Annotated in this window: 15 protein-coding genes; 9 read left to right on the top strand and 6 right to left on the bottom strand. The window is 74.6% G+C overall.

Features of this window, described 5'->3' with window-relative positions; genetic code table 11:
* The 4 genes from HCJ93_RS25520 to HCJ93_RS25535 all read left to right on the top strand — a co-directional run.
* Positions 1 to 1,676, top strand: a 1,676-nt coding sequence (locus HCJ93_RS25520) for a tetratricopeptide repeat protein (protein ID WP_167998167.1), incomplete at its 5' end; no start/stop codon positions are given.
* Positions 1,677 to 1,679: 3 nt separating this feature from the next.
* Positions 1,680 to 3,416 (top strand): PP2C family protein-serine/threonine phosphatase, encoded by a 1,737-nt coding sequence (locus HCJ93_RS25525; protein WP_167998168.1) that lies wholly within the window; start codon positions 1,680 to 1,682, stop codon positions 3,414 to 3,416.
* 136 nt (positions 3,417 to 3,552) lie between these two features.
* Positions 3,553 to 4,899, top strand: coding sequence for a vWA domain-containing protein (locus HCJ93_RS25530; RefSeq protein WP_167998169.1), 1,347 nt, complete (start codon positions 3,553 to 3,555; stop codon positions 4,897 to 4,899).
* A 112-nt stretch (positions 4,900 to 5,011) separates the two neighbouring features.
* On the top strand, positions 5,012 to 6,241 hold the full coding sequence (locus tag HCJ93_RS25535) for an FHA domain-containing protein (protein WP_167998170.1): 1,230 nt from the start codon (positions 5,012 to 5,014) through the stop codon (positions 6,239 to 6,241).
* Between the two features lie 51 nt (positions 6,242 to 6,292).
* On the opposite strand, the gene HCJ93_RS25540 is transcribed toward HCJ93_RS25535, so the two are convergent.
* Positions 6,293 to 7,300, bottom strand: coding sequence for a methyltransferase domain-containing protein (locus HCJ93_RS25540; RefSeq protein WP_167998171.1), 1,008 nt, complete (start codon positions 7,298 to 7,300; stop codon positions 6,293 to 6,295).
* Between the two features lie 77 nt (positions 7,301 to 7,377).
* Here HCJ93_RS25540 and HCJ93_RS25545 point away from each other — a divergent pair, with 77 nt between their 5' ends.
* The 4 genes from HCJ93_RS25545 (at position 7,378) to HCJ93_RS25560 (ending at position 15,214) form a co-directional block, all read left to right on the top strand.
* Entirely contained in the window at positions 7,378 to 7,791 is a 414-nt protein-coding gene (locus tag HCJ93_RS25545) for a globin (protein WP_167998172.1), read from the top strand.
* Between the two features lie 206 nt (positions 7,792 to 7,997).
* Positions 7,998 to 11,345 (top strand): ABC transporter permease, encoded by a 3,348-nt coding sequence (locus HCJ93_RS25550; protein WP_309141503.1) that lies wholly within the window; start codon positions 7,998 to 8,000, stop codon positions 11,343 to 11,345.
* A gap of 1 nt (position 11,346) precedes the next feature.
* Entirely contained in the window at positions 11,347 to 14,100 is a 2,754-nt protein-coding gene (locus HCJ93_RS25555) for an ABC transporter permease (protein ID WP_167998173.1), read from the top strand.
* 52 nt (positions 14,101 to 14,152) lie between these two features.
* Entirely contained in the window at positions 14,153 to 15,214 is a 1,062-nt protein-coding gene (locus tag HCJ93_RS25560; protein ID WP_167998174.1) for an ABC transporter ATP-binding protein, read from the top strand.
* Positions 15,215 to 15,226: 12 nt separating this feature from the next.
* Here the strand turns inward: HCJ93_RS25560 and HCJ93_RS25565 are convergent, their stop codons facing one another.
* The 4 genes from HCJ93_RS25565 to HCJ93_RS25580 form a co-directional block, all read right to left on the bottom strand.
* Positions 15,227 to 15,892, bottom strand: coding sequence for a DUF8185 domain-containing protein (locus HCJ93_RS25565; protein WP_167998175.1), 666 nt, complete (start codon positions 15,890 to 15,892; stop codon positions 15,227 to 15,229).
* The gene (locus HCJ93_RS25570; RefSeq protein WP_167998176.1) at positions 15,889 to 16,338 is read right to left on the bottom strand and encodes an acyl-CoA thioesterase; all 450 of its coding nucleotides are present in this window, start codon (positions 16,336 to 16,338) and stop codon (positions 15,889 to 15,891) included. Before HCJ93_RS25570 ends, HCJ93_RS25565 begins: the two co-directional genes overlap by 4 nt.
* Before the next feature lie 7 nt (positions 16,339 to 16,345).
* Entirely contained in the window at positions 16,346 to 18,010 is a 1,665-nt protein-coding gene (gene ettA, locus HCJ93_RS25575) for an energy-dependent translational throttle protein EttA (protein WP_167998177.1), read from the bottom strand.
* 241 nt (positions 18,011 to 18,251) lie between these two features.
* Positions 18,252 to 18,878, bottom strand: coding sequence for a hypothetical protein (locus tag HCJ93_RS25580; RefSeq protein ID WP_167998178.1), 627 nt, complete (start codon positions 18,876 to 18,878; stop codon positions 18,252 to 18,254).
* A 400-nt stretch (positions 18,879 to 19,278) separates the two neighbouring features.
* On the opposite strand from HCJ93_RS25580, the gene HCJ93_RS25585 reads away from it, so the two are divergent.
* On the top strand, positions 19,279 to 20,448 hold the full coding sequence (locus tag HCJ93_RS25585) for a cation diffusion facilitator family transporter (protein ID WP_167998179.1): 1,170 nt from the start codon (positions 19,279 to 19,281) through the stop codon (positions 20,446 to 20,448).
* Positions 20,449 to 20,549: 101 nt separating this feature from the next.
* On the opposite strand, the gene HCJ93_RS25590 is transcribed toward HCJ93_RS25585, so the two are convergent.
* A complete protein-coding gene (locus tag HCJ93_RS25590; RefSeq protein WP_167998180.1) occupies positions 20,550 to 21,944 on the bottom strand; it encodes a Cys-Gln thioester bond-forming surface protein in 1,395 nt (464 codons plus the stop codon).
* Positions 21,945 to 22,000: the final 56 nt, after the last annotated feature.

Below are 22,000 nucleotides of genomic sequence, written 5' to 3' on the forward strand. Positions count from 1 at the left end.
AGCAGGCCTGCGCGTACGGCATCGAGGCCCTCGAGGCGCTCGGGCATCTGCACAGCAGAAACCTTCTGTACTGCGACTTCAAGGTCGACAACGCGATCCAGAGCGAGGATCAGCTGAAGCTGATCGACATGGGCGCGGTGCGCCGCATGGACGACGACGAGTCGGCCATCTACGGCACGGTCGGCTACCAGGCGCCCGAGGTCGCCGAGAGCGGCCCCTCGGTGGCCTCGGACCTGTACACCGTCGCCCGGACGCTGGCCGTGCTCACCTTCGACTTCCAGGGCTACACCAGCGTCTACGTGGACTCGCTGCCCGACCCGGACAGCATCGAGGTGTTCCGGCGGTACGAGTCGTTCTACCGGCTGCTGGTCCGCGCCACCGATCCGGACCCGGCGCGCCGGTTCGCCTCCGCGCAGGAGATGAGCGAGCAGCTGACCGGTGTGCTGCGCGAGGTCGTCTCGCTCCAGTCGGGCCGGGCGCGCCCCTCGCTGTCCACCCTGTTCGGGCCGGAACTCCGCGTCACCGACACGGATCTGTTCCCGGAGCCGGCCGGTGAGGTCTCCGCCCTGGGCGCCCGCCCGGTGCGCACCCGCAAGCGGGCCAAGGCGGCGCCCAGCCGGGGCACCCAGCCGGGCACCACGCCCGCCCCCGCCCCTGCTCCTTCCGCCACCGCGGCCCCGGCTCCCGGGGGCGCACCCGCCATCGCCCCCGCGCCGGCCGGCGCGGCCCTGGTCCGTCCCGTCAGCACTCCGGCCGCCGCGCTGGCCCTGCCCGTGCCGCACGTCGACCCGTCCGACCCCAACGCCGGGTTCCTGGCCGGCCTGCTGACCTCCGCGCCCGGCGGCGAGCTGATCAACGCGCTGGCCGCGGCGCCCTCCCCGTCGGCCGAGACCCGGCTGAGGCAGGTGCGGGCCTGGCTGGAGGCCGGGGACCCGGGCACCGCCCTGGAGACGCTGCGCACCCTGGAGGAGCAGCACCCGGACGACTGGCGGGTGGTCTGGTACCGGGGTCTCGCCTCCCTGGTCACCGGGGACTTCGAGGCCGCAGCGCTCGCCTTCGACGCGATCTACGACGCCTTTCCCGGCGAGATCGCGCCCAAGCTGGCGCTGGCGCTGTGCGCCGAGGTGCTGGGGCAGCTGGACAACGCCGCCGAGTACTACCGCCTGGTGTGGGCGACCGATCCGAGCCATGTGAGCGCGGCGTTCGGTCTCGCCCGGGTCCAGCTGGCCACCGGCGACCGGGCCGCCGCGGTCCGGACGCTGGAGTCGGTGCCGGAGTCGTCCATCCACTACACGGCCGCGCGCGTGGCGGCCGTGCGGGCGCGGCTGCGCGGCCGCACCGCGGCGCCCGGTGACGTACGGTTCCTCGACGACCTGACCGCCGCCGCAGGTCAGGTCGAGGCGCTGGAGGCGTACGGCCTGGATCCGGCGCGCCGGGAGCAGTTGGCGGCCGAGGTCCTCGGGTGCGCGCTGGACTGGGTACTCTCCGGGGGCCAGGGTTCCGTTCTCTCCCGCGCAGGGGGACGGACGCTGCTCGGCAGCGGGCTGGACGAGCGGGGCCTGCGCTTCGGTCTGGAGCGTTCGTACCGCATGCTGGCCCGGCTGGCGCGGAGCGGTGAGGAGAGGATCGACCTGGTGGAACGTGCCAACCGTTACCGCCCCCGGACGTGGGTGTAGTTGATGTCGCAGATGCCTCAGCAGGCCGCTCTGTCGAAGTGCCCGAGCTGCGAGGAACCCCTCGAGGCGGGTGATCGTTTCTGCGGTGCCTGCGGTTATGACCTGTCCGCCGTCCCCGCACGGCCTCAGGACCAGCCCACGATCGCCATGAACGGCTCCGTGCCGCAGCCGAGCCCGCCGGAGGGCGGCTTCCCGCCGCCCCCGCCCGCGCCGCCCGCCGCGCCGTCCTGGCCGGCCGCGCCCGGCTCCCCCGGCACGCCCGCGTCCAGCGAGACCCACCGGCCGGACGCGGCGGGCCACGGCGCCACGGAGGGTTCCGCAGCGCCGTTCCCCGCCGCCGGGCAGCAGGGCGCCGCGCCGGCGGGTACGGGCAGCCCCGCCGTGCCGCCCGCCCAGGCAGCCCCCGCCGCCCGTCCGTCCGGCGTGCGCCTGGACCGGCGGGCGCAGCAGGCCGCACCCACGGCACCGCCTCCGCCACCCACCGCACCCCCGGCGGCACCGCCCGCCGCGCCCCCGGCCGCACCGCAGACCGCAGCGGCACAGCCCGCGGCCCGGTCCACATCACGGACAGCAGGACACCCCGCGCCGCAGACCGCCCCCGCGGCGGGCCGGCAGGGTGCGCAGCCCTCCCCTGCCTCCCCGGCCGCGGACGCGTCCCGGCCGCAGCAGGCTCCCGGTGGCGGCGTCTACCGGCCCGCGCAGCCCGAGGACTACCCGCTGCAGGCTCCGGACCCCCGGGTGGCCGCCGCCGAACCGGTGCGGGCCGCTCCCCGGCCCGATCCGGCACCGAGCACCGCCGCGGCCGAGACCGCGGAGGCGGAGAGCGGTACCGTGTGCGTGGCCTGCCGCGCCGGACGGGTGGACGACGACGGCTACTGCGAGAACTGCGGCCACGCCCAGCCGCGCGAACGGGACCACATGGAACAGGAATGCGGCCCCGTGGCCGCGGTCAGCGACCGTGGCCTGCGCCACCACCGCAACGAGGACGCCTTCGCGATCGGCACCACCACGCTGCCCGACGGCTCCCCCGCCTCCGTGGCGATCGTCTGCGACGGCGTCTCCTCGGCGACCCGTCCGGACGAGGCCTCGCTGGCCGCCGGCCGCGCGGCGAGCGAGTCGCTGCTCGCGGCCCTGCCCCGCGGCACCCACCCGCAGCAGGCGATGCACGACGCGATCCTGGCCGCCTCGGACGCGGTCAACGCGCTCGCCGGCGAGCCCGCCACCGCCCGGGAGCACGCGCCGCACCAGAACGCCCCGGCCTGCACCATCGTCGGCACCGTGGTCACCGACGCGCTGCTGATCGTCGGCTGGGTCGGCGACAGCCGCGCCTACTGGGTCCCGGTGGACCGCTCCGCCCCGCCGGCCCGGCTCACCGAGGACGACTCCTGGGCCGCGCAGATGGTCGCCGCGGGCCTGATGGGCGAGGCCGAGGCCTACGCCGACCAGCGCGCGCACGCGATCACCGGATGGCTGGGCGCGGACGCCTACGAACTGGAGCCGCACACCGCCTCGTTCAAACCCGACCGGCCGGGCCTGGTCGTGGTCTGCACCGACGGTCTGTGGAACTACGCGGAGTCGGCGGAGGAGATGGCCGAGGTGGTGCCCGCCGACGCCCATCTGCGCCCGCTGCACAGCGCCCGGGTGCTGGTCGGTCACGCCCTCGACGGCGGGGGCCACGACAACGTAACAGTGGCCGTGGTGCCGTTCCCGGCCGCCGCGACGGGGGCAGGATCGGCCTGAGAGGCCGCGTACCGGCCGGGCACTCGCCGCGTAGCGCGGGTCTGAAGCGGGGAAGTATCAACGGGCCGGAGGGGACCGGTCCGTGGTCCGACGCCGCCCGCGCCGCGCGGGGGCATTGAGGGGGATCGAAGCTGGCATGGCCAATCTTTCGAAATCGAACGTGCCCCGGTTCTCGGTGGATGTGTACCAGAACGAGTACCTGCCCGAGGGGGCCGGGCAGGTCGACGCCGTCGTCACGGTGACCGCGACCGGCGGCGGCACCATCGGCAACGCGGTGACGGCGCCGCATCTGTACTCGCCGGGCGAGGGCCCGTCGGCCGCGGTGGTGCTGATGGTCGACTGCTCGGGGTCGATGGACTACCCGCCGACCAAGATGCGCAACGCCCGGGACGCCACGGCCGCCGCGATCGACGCGCTGCGCGACGGCGTCCACTTCGCGGTGGTCGGTGGCACCCATGTGGCCAAGGAGGTCTACCCCGGCGGCGGGCGGCTGGCCGTGGCCGGCGCCGCCACCCGCGACCAGGCCAAGCAGGCGCTGCGCAGGCTGAGCGCGGGCGGCGGCACGGCGATCGGCACCTGGCTGCGGCTGGCCGACACGCTGCTCGCGTCGGCGGACGTGGCGATCCGGCACGGCATCCTGCTCACCGACGGCCGCAACGAGCACGAGTCGCCCGAGGATCTGAGGGCGGCCCTCGACGCCTGCGCCGGGCGCTTCACCTGCGACGCGCGCGGGGTCGGCACCGACTGGGAAGTGAAAGAAGTCACAGGGATCGCCTCGGCGTTGCTCGGCACCGCCGACATCGTCGCCGATCCGGCCGGACTCGCCGCGGACTTCACACAGATGATGGAGGCGGCGATGGGCAAGGAGGTGGCGGACGTCTCCCTGCGGCTGTGGACCCCGGTGGGCACCACTGTGAGATTCGTCAAGCAGGTGGCCCCGACGGTGGAGGAGCTCACCGATCGCCGCACCGAGGCGGGACCGCGGGCCGGCGACTACCCGCTGGGCTCCTGGGGCGACGAGTCCCGCGACTACCACATCTGTGTCGAGGTGCCGCCCGCCGGCCTCGGCCAGGAGATGCTCGCCGCCCGCGTGTCGCTGGTGATTCCGCGGCCCGACGGCACGGTGGAGAACCTCGGCGCCCAGGGTCTGGTGCGGGCGGTGTGGACCGACGACGTGGCCGCGTCGACCGCCATCAATCCGCAGGTCGCGCACTACACGGGACAGGCCGAACTGGCACAGGTCATCCAGCAGGGACTTGATCTGCGCAAAGCGGGCGATTTCGACGGAGCAACGGCCAAACTGGGCCGTGCGGTTCAGTTGGCGAGCGCGTCCGGCAACGCGGATACTGCGAAACTGCTTGCGAAGGTGGTGGACGTGGTGGACGCCGCGACCGGTACTGTGCGACTGAAGGCGAAGGTCGAGGAGGCCGACGAGATGACGCTCGAGACTCGGTCCACCAAGACCGTTCGTGTAAAGAAGTGACCTGCAAGCACCCGAAGGTGCCTGTACGTACCTGTAAGTGAAGAGCCTGACCCCCTTGGGGTTGGAGACGTCCGGTCGGATGCGGCCGGGAAGGAGAGGGGGAAGCGCCGACATGCCGACCTGCCCGAACGGACACCAGTCGGGTTCCGACGACTGGTGCGAGGTCTGCGGTCACCGCATGGCGGGTGCCGTGCCTCCGCCCCCTCCTCCGCCGCCCGCTCCCGGCGGTTACGGCTTCCCGCCGCCCGGCGGCCCCCAGGGCCACGGTGGCCCCGGCGGCCCCGGCGGCCCCGGCGGCCCCGGTGGTCCTGGCGGCCCCGGCGGTTACGGCGGTGGCCAGCCCGAGCTGTGCCCGCAGTGCCGTACGCCGCGTGAGGGCGGTGCGCCGTTCTGTGAGGAGTGCCGCTGGAACTTCCTGACGAACACGGCGACCACGTACACCCCGCCCGCCCCGCGCCCGCCGGCCCCCGGCCCGGGCGGCCCCGGCGGCGGCCACTACCAGCAGCCCCCCGCCCCCTCCTACGGAGGCGGCGACTCGTACGACTACCAGGGTTCTCGCCCCTCGCAGGTGAACCGTCCCGCCGAGCCGATCCCGCCCGGCCCGCCCGGGTACGGCGGCCCGGGTGGCCCCGGCGGCCCGAGCGGTCCCGGCGGTCCCGGCGGCCCCGGTGCTCCGCAGGGCTACCAGGCCGGGCCCTCGGCCCCGCCCGGATACCCGCAGCAGGACACCGGCCGGCAGCAGCCGGGCGGTCCGCAGGGTGGTCCGCAGGGCGGCCCGTCCTACGGCGGCGGTGACGACGACTGGGTGATCTCCCCGCCCGCCGGCGGCCCCGGCCAGCAGCAGGGCGGCGGTTACGGCTACCCGCAGCCCGGCGCGGGCCAGGCGCCGCAGGGCCCCGGCGGATACGGCCAGCAGCAGAACAACAACCAGGGCCAGGGCACCTGGACGGCGATCATCGGTCCCGACCGTGAGTACTTCATGGCGATGATGCAGCGCTCCGGTCCCGAGGCCGCGGGCCTGAACCTGCCCGCCTACTCGCCGGAGCAGACCCGTCCGCTCACCGGCAACCAGGTCACCATCGGACGCCGCCGCCACTCCACCGGCGACACGCCGGACATCGACCTGTCGACCCCGCCGGAGGACCCAGGCGTCTCGCACCAGCACGCGGTGCTGGTCCAGCAGCCGGACGGCAGCTGGGCGGTCGTGGACCAGAACTCCACCAACGGCACCACGGTCAACGGCGGCGAGGAGCCCATCCAGCCCTTCGTCCCGGTCCCGCTCCAGGACGGGGACCGGGTGCACGTGGGCGCCTGGACGACGATCACCATTCGCCGCACGTAGGCGGGCCGCACGTCGGCGCGCCGCACGTCGGCGGGAGCCGCCCCTGCCCGCTCAGGCGGTCCGGCCGGCGGGGTCGAGCGGCCAGACGTCGGGACCGTCCGGGTCGTCCAGCCAGGCCCGGGTCCCGTCGCCGTCCACGGTGAGGCCGTAGCGTTCGCGCTGCGGCCTCTCCGCGCGTTCCCACACCGCGTAGGCCTCGCGGGGATCGAGGCTGCCCGCGGTCAGCGCCAGCAGGAAGCGGAACGGTTCGTGCCGTGCGGCCTCCTCCGGCAGTCCGTCCGGATCGGGCGGCTCCGGCCGGGACCCGGCCGCGCCGCGCAGCGGGACGAAGTAGGCGGGGGTGTGCAGGAAGCGGCCCTCGGCCCGGCCCGCCTCCTGCACGGTGAGTGACACGACTCCGGTGGCATAGGGGGCGAGGATGCGGCCTCCGGGGCGGGTCTGCTCGAGCCAGGCGGGCGGGACGGAGGGCAGGGCGCAGGTCGCGATGATCCGGTCGAAGGGTGCCCGGTCGGGAACGCCGAGGGCCCCGTCGCCGGTGACGACGGCCGGGTGGTAGCCGGCGGCGGCCAGATTGCGGCGGGCCGGCTCGGTGATCTCCGGGTCGAGGTCGACGGTGGTGACCAGGTCGTGGTCGCCGAGCCGGTGGGCGAGCAGGGCGGCGTTGTAGCCGCTGCCGGTGCCGATCTCCAGCACCCGGTCGCCGTCCCGGACACCGAGGGCGGCCAGCATCAGCGCCATCAGGGAGGGCTGGCTGCTGGAGGAGAGCAGTTCCCCGTCGCGCAGGACGAGGCCCAGCGGGGTGTCCTGGTAGGCGCCGCGCAGCCACTGCTCGCGCGCCTGCGGATCGGGGTCGTCGCAGCTGCGCCGCTCGTAGCCCCCGGACGTGCCGACGTAGTAGGACGGCACGAACCGATGCCGGGGCACGGCCGCGAAGACCTCGCGCCAGACGGGGTCCTCGTCGAAGGCCCCGCTCGCGGCGATCTCCCGCACCAGCGCCTCGCGCTCCGGGACCGCCATCTCCTCCAGCTCCGGCCGCACCGCCTGCCCATACCCGCCCATGTCTCCACAGTAGGGGCGGGGAGGCCCCTCGGGGGGCGGACCTAGGTCTTGAGTCCTAACCCGCTCGGTCTGAGAGCATGGACGGCGTGACAGAGATTCGGCGCGGCACGCTTCAGGAGCAGACCTTCTACGAGCAGGTCGGCGGGGAGGAGACCTTCCGCCGGCTGGTCCACCGTTTCTACCAGGGTGTGGCCGAGGACCCGCTGCTGCGGCCCATGTACCCCGAGGAGGACCTGGGCCCCGCCGAGGAGCGCCTGGCGCTGTTCCTCATGCAGTACTGGGGCGGCCCGACGACGTACAGCGAGAACCGGGGGCATCCGCGGCTGCGGATGCGGCACGCCCCGTTCCGGGTCGACCGGGCGGCGCACGACGCCTGGCTGAAGCACATGCGGGCCGCTCTGGACGAGCTGGGCCTGTCCGAGGAGCACGAGCAGACGCTGTGGAAGTACCTCACGTACGCCGCGGCCTCGATGATCAACACCCCGGACTGAGCCCCCCGGCATCCCCGTCCCCGTGGCCAGGGTGAGCCCCGCACCGGCCGCCCCCGTCGTGCGGAATCCGGTCACTCCTCGCCGGTATTCGATCACGATCTGGTCAAGTCCGGGCGACAAGCGCTTACCGCTGGCCGGTTGTCTCTGACACCATCGCCCGAAGGTCTGGACAACAGGGGCGGGATCGGCACGAGCGGGGGGCTCGGGTGGGCAGCGCGGGGGGACTGGCGAGGTTCGTCCTCGCACGGGCACGGGCCCATCGGCCGCTGCTCGCCGCGGCCCTGCTCACCGTGCTGCTGACCACCACGGTCCTGGCCTCCCTCACCGCCTACTCCGCCGCCATCGGCGACGCCGCCCTGCGCCACGCGCTCGGCGACGAGCGGAACGCCGCCGGAACCACGCTCGTCGTCGAGTCCGACGTACCGGCCAAGGAGCGCGCCGCGGCCGAGCCGGCCGTCCGCGAGGGTGCCCGGCGGGCCTTCGACGGCCTGCCCGTGACCCTGAGCAGCCTGAGCCGCTCCGGCCCCTACGCCCTCCCCCGCTCACTGCGGCCCGCCGACGAGCGCACCCCGGACGGCAGCGGGGACAGCTCGCCGGAGCGCGCCGCGGACGACGACCCCGGCGCCGCGGACGACGACCCCAACCTCACCCACTTCGCGGCGCTCGACCCGGCCCAGGTGCGGATCACCGAGGGCCGGTCGCCGCGTGCCACCGCCGGCTCCGGGCCGGTCGAGGCCGCGCTGCCCGAGGCCGCCGCCGGCCCCCTCGGCCTGACGGCGGGCGCCCGCCTGACTCTCACCGACCGGCTGGGCGGCCCCTCGGTGCCGGTGCGGATCACCGGCGTGTACCGGCCGGTGGACGTCACCCGCCCCTACTGGCAGCTGGACGAGCTGCACGGGCGCGGCACCGTCGAGGTCGACTTCACCACCTACGGCCCGCTGCTCGCCCCGGCGTCCGTGCTCGCCGGTGGCCGGGTCAGCGAGGGCGGCACGGCCTGGCTGGCCGCGGCCGACTTCGCCTCGCTGCGCACCGAGCGGATCGGCGCGCTGCGCGAGGCGATGCGGGCCGGCACCGCCGCTCTGCGCGAGGACGAGGCACTGGGCGGCGCGGAGGCCACCAGCGCGCTGCCCGGCGTGCTCGACCGGGTGGAGCGCTCGCTGCTGGTCTCCCGTTCCACCCTGCTGATCATCGCGTTGCAGCTGGCCCTGCTCGCCGCGTGCACCCTGCTGCTGGTGGCCCGGCTGCTGAGCGCCGAGCGGGCGGCCGAGACCCGGCTGGTGCGGGCGCGGGGCGGTTCCGGCGCCCAGGTGGCACGGGTCGCCGCGCTGGAGGCGCTGCTCCTCGCCGTGCCCGCGGCGGCCTGCGCCCCGCTGCTCGCGGGCCCGCTGACCGGGCTGCTCGCCGGGCAGGGCGCGCTGGCCCGGATCGGGCTGCACCTGGACACCTCGGTCGGCGAGGCGGCCGGGCGCGGCACGGTGTGGCTGGTGGCGGCGGCGGTGGCGCTGGGCTGCGCGCTCGCCGTCACGGTGCCCGCGCTGCTGTCGTCCCGGTCGCTGTTCCGGCCCGGCCGGGCCCGCCCGCTCCCCGGTGCGGTGCGCGCCGGGGCGGACCTGGGGCTGCTGGCGGTGGCCGCCGTGGCGTACTGGCAGCTGAGCCGGCAGCCGTCGGGTGCGATCGGCCACGACGGCGACGCCATCGACCCGTTGCTGGTGACCGCGCCCGCGCTGGCGCTGCTCGCCGGGACCGTGCTGACGCTGCGGCTGCTGCCGCCGGTGGCACGGCTGGCCGAGCGGCGGGCGGCCGGCAGCCGCGGGCTGCCGGGAGCGCTGGCGGGCTGGCAGTTCAGCCGCCGCCCGATGCGGGGCGCGGGGCCGGTGCTGCTGCTGGTGCTGGCGGTGGCGCTGGGCATGCTGGCGATCGGCCAGGGCTCCTCCTGGGACCGCTCGCAGAGCGACCAGGCGGACTTCCGGGCCGGCGCCGACGTGCGGCTCCTGGCCGCGGGCGACAGCGAGCCGGGCCGTACCGAGACCTACGGTGCCGTGCCGGGCGTCCGGTCCGTCGCCCCCGCACACCGCACCGAGGTGCCGCTGTCGGGCAACCGCACGGCGACGGTGCTGGCACTGGACACCGCACACGCGGCCGGGACCGTGCGGATGCGCTCCGACCTGGCCGGTGAGCCGGTGGACGAGCTGCTCGGCTCGCTCACCCCGAAGGGTGCGGCCGCCGGCGTGCGGATCCCCGAGGGCACCCGACGGCTGACCCTGGCCGCGCGGCTGGCGGGCGCCGGGCCGGGCTCGGCGGTGGAGGTGCGGGCCACGCTCGTCGACCAGTACGGCGTCCCCCACCGGCTGCCGCTCGGCCGGCTCACCGGCGACGGGCGCACCCACCCGCTCACCCTGGACCTCGCCGCCGCCTCCGAGGGCACACCGGGCCCCATGACGCTGACCGGGCTCCAGCTCGACCTGCCCCAGCCGCGCGGCCGGGCCCAGACCCACCGCTTCACCGCCGCCTCGCTGACCGCCACGGACGCCGACGGCCGGGACCGGCGCCTGACGCTCCCCTCGGCGTCGGCCGCCTGGGCGCTGTCGGCGAAGACCAGCGGCACCGCCGCAGACGCCGGCAGCAATCCGCCCCGGCCCCGCCTCACCGAGGACGGCCCGCTGACCCTCGTCTACGGCACCGGCCGCATCCCCCGGGAGAACCGCTGGGCGAACTGGATGGTCACCGTCCGGATGCAGTTGCCGCAGCCGGGGACGCCGGTGATCAGCGGTGTGGCCACGGACCGCTACCTGGAGTCGACCGGCGCCCGCACCGGGCAGCGGCTGGACGTCACCGTCGACGGCTCCACCGTGCCGGTGCGGATCACCGGCACGGTGCGGGAGCTGCCGTCGGCGCCGTCCGGCGGGGCGGACGACGGCGGTGCCCTGCTCCTCGACCTGCGGTCGGTCAACCGGGTCCTGCAGGACCGCTACGGCTCGTCGGTGGCGCCCACCGAGTGGTGGCTGCGGACCGCGCCGGACGCCTCCGCGGAGGTGGCGGGGGCGCTGCGGGCGCGGCCGGACGTCGACCCGTCCCGGGTGGTGGTGCGCGACGAGATCGCCGCTCAGCTGCGCGACGACCCGTTCGGCGCCGGTCCCGAGGCGGCGTTCGGCGCGGCGGCACTCGCGGCCGCGGCGCTGACCGCGGTCGGTTTCGCGGTGAGCACCGCGGGGGCGCTGCGGGAGCGGTCGGCGGAGTTCGCGGTGCTGCGCGCCCTGGGCGCCTCCCGGCGGCGTCTCGCCCGGGTGGTGCTGCTGGAGCACGGGGTGCTGGTCGCCCTGGCGCTGGGCGTGGGGGTGCTGCTCGGGGCCGTGCTGGCGCGGGCCGTGATCCCGCTGATCATGCTGACGTCCGAGGCGGCCCGGCCGGTGCCGCAGGTGCTGGTGGAGCTGCCGCCCGCCCGGGTGGCGCTGCTGCTGGTGACGGTCGCGCTGGTGCCGCTGCTGGTCACGGCCGTGCTCTCGCTGCGCCGCGCGGACCCGGCCTCGGCCCTGCGGGAACAGGGAGGCGAGTGAGGTGCCCGGCACGTCCCGACCGCCCGCTCCGGTCGCGCCCTGGGTGCGGACCCGGCTGCGATCCGCGCCCGGAGCCGCGCTGGCACTGGCGCTGCTGGTGGCGGTGACCGCGTTCCTGGCCGCCGCGCTGCCCCGCGCCGTCGACCGGTACGGGGACGCCGGGCTGCGCCGGGCCGTGGAGTCGGCGAGCGCCGACCGGGTCACCCTGTGGGTGACGGCACCGCAGCCCGACTTCTCCGCCTCCCCCGCGGAGCGCGAGGCGGCGCTGCGCGGCGACGCCCTCGACACCCACCGGGCGAGGATCCTCGATCTGACTCGCCGTCACCTTCCGGTCGACGCGGAGCGGTCCGCCCACGGCGTGAAGACCGGTGACGAGGCGGAGATGTCCGAGCCCTGGCTGCCCCGCCCGGACGGACTGCCCGCCCGGCTGTCCCTCGCCGCCCAGAGCGGGCTCGACAGCCACTCCCGGCTGCGCGAGGGCCGGCTGCCCAGGGCGTCGGGACGGGTGACCGCCGGCACCGCCTCCGTCGAGGGCGCCGTCACCGCCGACACCGCCCGCGCCCTGCGCATCGAGGTGGGTTCCGTCCTGAGCTTCCCGGGCCTGGAACGTCCGCCGCTGAAGGTGCGGATCACCGGCATCGTGGAGCCCCGCGCCCCGGAGGGCGGGTACTGGTCGGCCGATCCGCTGCTGCGCACCCCGGTCCTGACCGTCCTGTCCGGCGACCCGGAGATGCGGCAGTACTGGAAGGGCACCGTGCTGCTGCCGCCCGACGCGGCCCCCGCGCTGCTCGGCACCCCGCTGGAACCCTGGCGCTACTGGGGACTGGCGCCCTCCCTCGGCGGCCTGCACGCCCACGAGGTCGGCCGGCTGCGGACCGCGGTGGCCTCCCTGGAGTCCGGCCCCGCCCAGCAGCGGGTCCGTGAGGCCACCGCGCCGGAGGTCGCCACCAGTACCGAGCTGGACGAGGTGCTCGCCGAGTACGCCCGGATGCGTGCCGCCATCGGCCCCATGGTCGCCGTCGCCGCCTTCGGCACCGGCACCGTGGCCGCCGTGGTGCTGCTGATGGCGGGCGGCCTCGCGGCAGGACGGCGGCACGCGGAACTCACCCTGCTCCGGGCCCGCGGGGGCTCCCTGCGCGGCATCGCCGGTCGGCTGCTGGCCGAGACGGCCGTGATCGCGCTGCCCGCGGCCGGGGCGGGGCTGGCCGCCGCGTGGCTGCTGCTGCCCGGGGCCAGGCCGGGCCACTCGCTGGCGGCCGCCGCGGCCGTCGCCGCGCTCGCCTGCCTCGCCCTGCCGCTGCGGGCCGCCGCCGCGCACCGCACCGTCCGCGTCCACACCGGCCGCCAGGACGCCACCACCGCCCGACCCTCCCGCCGCCGGACCGTCGCCGAACTCACCCTGCTCGCCCTGGCGGTGGGCGCCGTGGTGGCGCTGCGCACCCGGGGCACCTCCGGCGGACCCGACGCCGCCGGCGACCAGCTGGTGTCGCCGGCCCCGGTGCTGGTCGCGGTGATCGCCTCCTTCGTGCTGGTGCGGCTGTACCCGCTGCCGCTGCGCGGTCTCGCCCGCCCGGCCCGGCAGCTGCGGGGTGTGGTCGGGCCGCTGTCCCTGGCCCGCGCGGCCCGCGCCTCCGGCTCGGCGGTGCTGCCGCTGCTCGCGCTGCTCACCGCGCTGACCACGGCCGCGTTCGGGGGTTCGGTGCTCAGCGGCGTGGCCGAGGCGCGGGAACGGGCGGCCGTACTCGCCGTCGGCGCCGACGCCCGCGTCGAGTCCCTGCACGCGCTGCCCGCCGCCATGCCCGACAGGATCCGCCGCGTGCCCGGCGTCGAGCAGGTGACCGCCGCCGCCATCTCCTACAACGCCCGCCCCCTGGGCGGCGAACGGTCGGTCCCCGTGGCCGGTGTCGACCCGGCCGGCTACGCGGCACTCGCCCGGCACACCGGCGTCGGCCCGTTCGACCACCGGGCGCTCAGGACAGCGGGCACGCCCGACGAGCAGACCCCCGTGCCCGCCCTCGCCTCCCCCGACGTGGCCGAGCGCTACGGCACCCGCCCCTTCCCGGTCCGCATGGAGGACGGCAGCGACGTCACCGTACGGATCACCCAGGTGCGGGACCGCACCCCGGCCGTGGCGGGAGCGGCGTTCCTGGTGGTGGACCGCTCCGCGCTGTCGGCGCGGGCCGCCCGGACCACCGCGCTGCTGGCCACCGGCTCCCCCGACCCGGCCGCCCTGCGCAAAGCGGCGGGCAGCGGGCCCACCGTGCGGACCCGCGCCGAGGAGCGCGCCGGATACGTCGACTCGCCCCTGCAGTCCGGCGCCGAACGCGTCTACACCGCGGCCGTGGCGGCCGGCGCCGGTTACGCCGTCCTCGCCCTGCTGCTGACCCTGGTGCGGGCCGCCCCCGAACGGGCCGCGCTGCTGGGCCGGCTGCGCACCATGGGCCTGACCCGCGCCCAGGGACGCCGGCTCCTCGTCCTGGAGTCGCTGCCGCAGGCGCTGCTCGCCGCGCTGGGCGGCATGCTCACCGCCTGGGCCACCATCCGGCTGCTCGCCCCCGGCATCGATCTGACCGCCGTCGCCGTTCCCTCGTCCGTCTCCCCGCCCGGCGGTGCCACGCTGCCCGTCGACCCGCTGTCGCTGCTGGTGCCGGCGCTGGCCGTGCTGGCGCTCACGGTCGGCATCTCGGTGGCGCAGGCCTGGTGGACCAGCCGCCGCGGCTCGGTACGGGAGCTGAGAGCGGGCGATGCCCGATGACTCCGTGGCCGCCACGACACCGCGCGACCGCATCCGGAGGAGGAGGTCCCCGATGACCACGAACCCCACGCTGGACGACCTGACCCGGCGCGTCACGGCCGACCGCGACCGGCCCGCCTTCGGCCACGACGCGCTCATCACCTGCGACCGGCTGGTCCGGGTCTTCACCGCGGACGGCGTGGAGGTGCAGGCCCTGCAGGGTCTCGACCTGCTGGTCCGCGAGGGGGAGCTGATGGCGCTGGTCGGCGCGTCCGGCAGCGGCAAGTCCACCCTGATGAACATCCTCGCCGGTCTCGACGTCCCCACGGCCGGCGCGGCCCGGGTGGCCGGGCGCGACCTGCTCACCATGAATGCCCGGGACCGGCTCGCCTACCGGCGCGAGGTCGTCGGCTTCGTCTGGCAGCAGACCGCACGCAACCTGCTTCCGTATCTCACCTCGGCCCAGAACGTCGCCCTGCCGCTCCAGCTGCGCGGCGCGAAGGGCGCGGAGGGCGCGGAGGGCGAGGGGGACGCCGGGAAGGGCGCCGGAAAGGGCGCGGGCCGGATCCTGGGCCGTGGCTCCGGAGGCGGCCGCTGGGGTGGCCGAGCCGCCCGCCGCGCCCGCGCGGAACGCGTGATGGAGCTGCTGGAGATGCTGGAGGTGGCCGACTGCCGCGACCGGCGCCCGCACGAGATGTCCGGCGGCCAGCAGCAGCGGGTCGCCATCGCCGTGGCCCTTGCCAACGACCCGGCGGTGCTGCTCGCCGACGAGCCGACCGGTGAGCTCGACTCGCACACCGCCGAGCAGATCTTCGCCGCCTTCCGCACCGCCAACGAGCGGCTCGGCACCACCATCGTGATCGTCACCCACGACCAGGCGGTGGCGAACGAGGTGCGCCGCACCGTCGCCATCCGCGACGGCCGCACCTCCACCGAGGTGCTGCGCCGCAGCGAGGTGGACGAGGTGACCGGCGACGAGAAGGTGGTGGCGAGGGAGTACGCGATGCTGGACCGCGCGGGCCGCCTTCAGCTGCCCGCCGAGTACACCCGTGCCCTCGACATGCGCGACCGCGTCGCACTGGAGCTGGAGTCCGACCACATCGCGGTGCGCCCGGACGACAGCCGGACGGACTGAACTCGCCGCGCCTCAGCGCACGCTGACGTCCAGCGCGCCCAGCCCCGACCGCCGTACGGCGACGGATCCGTAGGGGGTGCGCAGCCGCAGCCACGCGCCGGAGGAGAACAACCCGATCTCCGTGCCGCGCAGGAAGCCCAGCGCCTGCGCCGCGTGCACCGCCCGCACCGGCAGGGCGGTGTCGCCGACCGTGCGGGACCAGATCTCCCGCCCGATCCGGTCGAGTCCGGCCCGGGTGCGCCCCTCGGGCGGCAGCCCGGCCGTGCGGGACTTGAACTCCGCGACCGCGGCGGCGACCAGGCCACGCAGTTCCTCCGGCTCCGGCAGTCCCGGCTCGGGCCGCCAGCCGCCGCGCGGAGGCAGCACCCCGGCCCAGGGCGGGCCGGTGACCGCGGCGGGCACGGTCGCCGTGGCCGCGGCCTCGTCCACCGACTCCAGCAGCTCACCGGCGGAGACGGTGCGGTCGAGGGTGACCTCGAGCCCGTCCTCGTACGGCTTGGCGAGCCGCACCGCGCGGACCGCGAGCACCTCGAAGGACGGCGGCCGGCCGAAGACGGCCAGCGCGGTCCCGGCCGACTGCATCCGCACGGCCGCCGAACGGTCGTAGTGGAGCAGCCGGGAGAGGAAGGCGGCGAGATCTGCCGCCTCCCCCTCGTCGGCCAGGTGGAGCACCGTCATGCGGCGACGGCCTCCTCCTCGGCGTCGTCGTCCTTCGCCGAACCGGCGGACCCGGTCGGCTCGTCCCTGTACTGCTCGAGGAACTCCCGCTCCTCGGCCGTGATCCGGCGTGGCCGCTGCGCCTCGAAGTCGAACGGCACGATCACGGTCGACGCCCTGACATAGATCTGGTCGTCGTCCTTCACCTCGTAGGCGATGGTGAAGGACGCCGCCCGTATCTCCGTGACCCACAGCTCGACGTCCACCGGGTGGTGCCGGTGCACGAGCTGCCGCTTGTAGTCGATCTCATGGCGCGCCACCACGGACCCCTGCTGGAAATCCTTGTCCGGGCGGAACAGGAAGTCGATACGGGCCTCCTCCAGGTAGCGGAGGAAGACGACGTTGTTGACGTGTCCGTACGCGTCCATGTCCGCCCAGCGCAGCGGGCAGCGGTAGATGTGCCGCAAGATTCGATCAGCTCCGGGTCAGCTTCTTGTAGGTGGCCCGGTGCGGACGCGCGGCGTCCGGACCCAGCCGCTCGATCTTGTTCTTCTCGTAGGACTCGAAGTTGCCCTCGAACCAGAACCACTTGGAGTCACCCTCGTAGGCGAGGATGTGCGTGGCGATGCGGTCCAGGAACCACCGGTCGTGGGAGACCACCACGGCGCAGCCCGGGAACTCGAGCAGCGCGTTCTCCAGGCTGGAGAGGGTCTCGACGTCCAGGTCGTTGGTGGGCTCGTCGAGGAGCAGCAGGTTGCCGCCCTGCTTCAGGGTGAGCGCCAGGTTCAGCCGGTTGCGCTCACCGCCGGAGAGCACCCCGGCCGGCTTCTGCTGGTCCGGTCCCTTGAAGCCGAACGCGGACACGTACGCCCGGCTCGGCATCTCGACCTGGCCGACGTTGATGTAGTCGAGCCCGTCGGAGACGACCTCCCACAGCGTCTTGTCGGGGTCGATGCTCTCGCGGCTCTGGTCGACGTAGGAGATCTTGACGGTCTCGCCGACCTTGATGGTGCCGGAGTCGGGCTGCTCGATGCCCTGGATCATCTTGAACAGGGTCGTCTTGCCCGCACCGTTGGGGCCGATCACACCGACGATGCCGTTGCGCGGCAGGGTGAAGCTGAGGTCGTCGATGAGGACCTTGTCGCCGAAGGCCTTGTGGAGGTGGCTGACCTCGACGACCACGTTGCCCAGACGCGGCCCCGGCGGAATCTGGATCTCCTCGAAGTCCAGCTTCCGCATCTTCTCCGCCTCGGCGGCCATCTCCTCGTAACGCGCCAGACGCGCCTTGGACTTGGCCTGCCGCCCCTTGGCGTTGGAGCGGACCCACTCCAGCTCTTCCTTCAGGCGCTTCTGCCGCTTGGCGTCCTTCTGGCCCTCGACCTTCAGACGGGCCGCCTTGGTCTCCAGGTAGGTGGAGTAGTTGCCCTGGTAGGGGTAGGCACGGCCGCGGTCGAGCTCGAGGATCCACTCGGCGACGTTGTCCAGGAAGTACCGGTCGTGGGTGATGGCCACGACGGTGCCCTCGTACTTGGCGAGGTGCTGCTCCAGCCAGTTCACCGACTCGGCGTCGAGGTGGTTGGTGGGCTCGTCGAGCAGCAGCAGGTCGGGCTGCTCGAGCAGCAGCTTGCACAGCGCGACACGGCGCCGCTCACCACCGGAGAGGTTGGTGACGGGCCAGTCGCCGGGCGGGCAGCCGAGCGCGTCCATGGCCTGCTCGAGCTGCGCGTCGAGGTCCCAGGCGCCCGCGTGGTCCAGCTCCTCCTGCAGCTTCCCCATCTCCTCGAGGAGCGCGTCGGAGTAGTCGGTCGCCATCTGCTCGGCGATCTCGTTGAACCGGTCGAGCTTGCCCTTGATCTCGGCGACACCCTCCTGGACGTTCTCCAGGACGGTCTTCTCCTCGTTCAGCGGCGGCTCCTGCAGCAGGATGCCGACGCTGTACCCGGGCGAGAGGAACGCGTCACCGTTCGACGGCTGCTCCAGCCCAGCCATGATCTTCAGAACGGTCGACTTACCGGCGCCGTTCGGGCCGACGACGCCGATCTTCGCTCCGGGGAGGAAGTTCAGTGTGACGTCGTCGAGGATCACCTTGTCGCCGTGCGCTTTGCGCGCCTTGCGCATGGTGTAAATGAACTCAGCCAAGAGAAACCGTCCGGCAGCTTGAAATCAGGCAGTGGGCAGATACACCCCATCTTGCCGTACGGCCAGGCCTGGGCGGAAACCCATGGGGTCGGGGGCCTCTGACCTGGGGCTTCGCCGGTGGTGGCGGTGGCGCGTCTGTCACTGTCGGTCGTCGTCGGGTGGCCTCGGGGGGCGTCGGACGCCCCAGGGACGGCCCAGGAATCAGCCGACTCTCCCTGAGCGGGCAGGCACGGCCTTGCGATCACTCCAGCGGGACGGCAGCGAGGGGGAGCTGTTCGCTGTGGGGCCAGGTGAACGTGCGGTCCGGTTCGAGGTGCGCTTCTCCCCAGTGGATGACGTGGATGCCGCTCTCCACGTCGGCTGTGAAGAACACGCAGACGAGTTGCGTCGAGGCCCCCAGTTCCTCGAACGCCTCGTGCAACTCCAGGTACTCCTCCGTCGTCAGGTCGTCGTCGAGCTCGAACAGCCCCTCGGGCGGCTGCGGCCCGTGCGCCCGGAGCAGCCGTTGGCGCGTGGGGGATGCCTTGGAGGGCAGCCGAGCACGATCGAGAGGCCTCGGCCTGTCCGCGTACCTATAGGGGAAGAGTGCGTGCTCATTGATCACCGCGTACTCGTACCCGCGTACATCGCGCACGGATTCCCCCAGCTCCCGAGCCATGTCCGCCAGGTTCTCGCGCACAGCCTCCGCGAGCGTGGCCCCGTACGGGCTCCGCTTCTTCAGCCCGGCCGTGAGATGCGTGGCGTGAGCCTTCGCGTGCGCCTTGGCCAGTTGCACCGGAACCGCCGCAGCGACCCTGCCGGCCAGCTTCCCGAACCGCTTGATCGCCCAGTCCGACGGTGCAACCGACTCCCCACCCGACATGGACATGCAGCGCCCCCTCCGCCAGACCACCCCGCCCTGACTGTGTGACACGCACGCGAAAGCCGCACAAGGGAGCGATCCGGCCACGGCATGGTCACAGGCGGAGTCGCGTCTGATCAGTGAGGGTTCTCGCCTGCGCATCCGCCATGAGGGGCGCGAGGCCGGGACGATGCTGCTGGAGCGGCCGGGCGACGCAGCGGAGGTATGCGGTGTCGCCAGGCGGCACGGGGCCGCCTGACGGGCGCCTTCGTTCGCGGTGCCCGCGAGGTCGGCCGAGCGGCGGACCGGGGGTTCGCCGCCGTCGGCGGCAGCTGCCCCAAGGCGGCTGTTGCGAGCGCATCGCACCTGGTCAGGCGGTGTACGACGGTTGTGGCTGCAATCGGGTTCCTGTGCCACGGTGAGCCGCATGGACGGGAAGCAGCACTGGCATCACGACCACGGTCACGATCACCGTCACGGCCACGTTCATGATCACGTTTCTGGACCGGGTCACGGTCGTCCGCACGGGCACGGGGGCGCGGAGACCGGACAGGGGGCCGGTGCCTCCCGGCTGAAGCGGTTCCGGCACCGGCTCGGGCATCTGGTCACGCCGCACAGCCACGAGGCCGCCGACAAGGTGGACGCGGCGATGGAGACCTCCCGTGAGGGCATGCGCACGCTGTGGATCTCGCTGGCCGTCCTGGCGGCCACCACCGTCGTGCAGGCCGTGATCGTCGCCCTGTCCGGGTCGGTGGCCCTGCTCGGGGACACCGTCCACAACGCCGCCGACGCGCTGACCGCCGTCCCGCTGGGGATCGCGTTCCTCCTCGGCCGGCGGGCCGCCAACCGCCGCTACACCTACGGCTACGGCCGGGCGGAGGACCTGGCGGGCGTCCTCATCGTGGCGACCATCGCCGCGTCCGCCGTCCTGGCCGCCTGGGCGGCCGTCGACCGCCTGCTCCACCCCCGCGAGATCACTCACCTGTGGTCGGTCTCCGGTGCGGCGCTGGTCGGGTTCATCGGCAACGAGTGGGTGGCCCGCTACCGGATCCGCACCGGCCGCCGCATCGGCTCCGCGGCCCTGGTCGCCGACGGGCTGCACGCCCGCACCGACGGCTTCACCTCGCTCGCGGTGCTGCTCGGTGCGGGAGGCACGGCACTCGGCTGGCGTGCCGCCGACCCGGTCGTCGGACTGCTCATCACCGTCGCCATCCTGATGGTCCTCAAGGACGCCGCCCGCGAGGTCTGCCGGCGCCTGATGGACTCCGTGGACCCTGAGCTGGTCGCCGCCGCCCACGCCGCCTTGCGCGGTGTGGAGGGCGTGCTGGGCACCGGTGCGGTGCGGATGCGGTGGATCGGTCATGTCCTGCGCGCCGAGGCCGAGATCGTCGTCGACGCACGGCTGACCGTGGTCGAGGCCCACCGGATCGCGGTGGCCGCCGAGCACGCCCTGATGCACGCCGTCCCCCGGCTGACCGCCGCCACCGTCCACACGGACCACACCCCCGTCGGGGCCGACCCGCACGCCGCACTCGACCACCACGCGGTGCATCCGGCACGCGCCCGCACGGCCCGATGCGCCGTCAGCGGTCACTGAGCGCCGCCGCGCGCCCTCCGCCTGCTGTCGGGCACGCCCGGCCGCTGCCCCTGAACAGTCACCCGGACGCCGCGTCCGGTGCCTTGCCGCGGCTCAGTGGGTCAGCTGCGCCGGCGGGCGAGGAGCAGGCCTGCGCCGCCGAGGAGGGCCAGGGTGATGGCGGAGCCGGCGATCCAGGCGGTGGCGTCGGAGGCGCCGGTGGCGGCCAGGTTGGTGTCGTCCGGGGTGATCACGGGGGTGGGGCTGGGGTCGCTGAGGGTCTGGGTGGTGGTGCCCAGCTCCGCCGCGCGGGTGCGGCAGTCGAGGTGGCCGGTGAAGCGCTCGGCGAAGCCCCCGGGGCCGCTGACGGTGAAGTCGTAGGCCTGGTCCTCGCTGAGCGGGACGGTCACCGTGCGGGACTCCCGCGCCCCGATGGTGTACCTCAGTCCCGTCATCTCGATGGTGAACGGCGTGTCGCCGGGGTTGGTGACGGTGACGTCCACGCCGCCCTTGGCGCAGTTCTCGCGGGCGGACACCGCCGGCACCGCGCCCTGCCCGGACCAGGACACCGCGGCGGTCGCGGAGACCGCCGACTCGCTGGAGCCCGCCAGGATCTGCGTCTGGCTGCGGCTCTCCGAGGCGAAGGCCCGGCCGACCGGCACCGTGGTCGAGGCGTGCACGGTGAGCCGGGCGGTGTCGGCCGGTGCGTCCTCGGGGACGTCGAAGTACAGCCGGCTGCCGTCGGTGGCGCTGGTGACCGGCTTGCCGTCCTGGTCGACGACCCGCACCTCGCCGGTGGCCGTCCCGGTGAGCGGTGCGACCGTGACGCTGGAGGCGTTGGTGCGGACGGTGACCGGGCCCAGCTTCTCGCCGGGCCGGCCGGAGACCGCGGGCGGGTCCAGGGTCAGGGACGCCCTCGGCTCCGGCTGGTCGCGGGCGTTCTTCTCCAGGTAGTCCGCGAGCTGTTCGGCCTGCGGGTCGACGGCCTCGACGTCCACGTCGTCGGAGTAGCGCCAGATCGCCACCTGGGTGCCCGCCGCCGCGTCCTGCTCGGTGAGCCGGCCCTTGACGCCCGCCTTCTCGGCGAGCGCCGCGAGGTCGTTCACCTGGGGGTAGGAGTGGTGCAGGATCCAGCGGATCCGGCCGGCGTTGTCGTTGGTGGCCAGCGAGGTCCCGCTCCACGGGGTCTCGCGGTACCGGGCGTCCTGCTGGGTGGGGGTGTGGATGTCGATGCAGTACGTCTGCAGGGTGCCGCCGCCCTCGACGGACATCTCGAACAGCCCGGCGGGGATCTGCTGCTCCTGCGCGGCTCCGCGTATCACGGCCGTGCCGTATGTCTTCAGTCCGGCGATGGTCGCGGTCGCCCCGCCCTGGCCCGGCTCCGTTCCGCCGCCGGCCGCTCTGGCCGTGCCGGCCCCGGTCAGCAGGCCGGCGACGAGACCGGCCACCAGAGTCCCGGCGGCGAGGCGGGCCGTCCCGCGCCCACGCGCGGACGACGCGGAGAACGAAGCAAACACCGATTTCCCTTCCGAGCGGGACCCGTTGCACGTGGGGGACGGTCCCACCAGCAGAA

Source organism: Streptomyces composti (assembly GCF_012034205.1).
Taxonomy (GTDB): domain Bacteria; phylum Actinomycetota; class Actinomycetes; order Streptomycetales; family Streptomycetaceae; genus Streptomyces; species Streptomyces composti.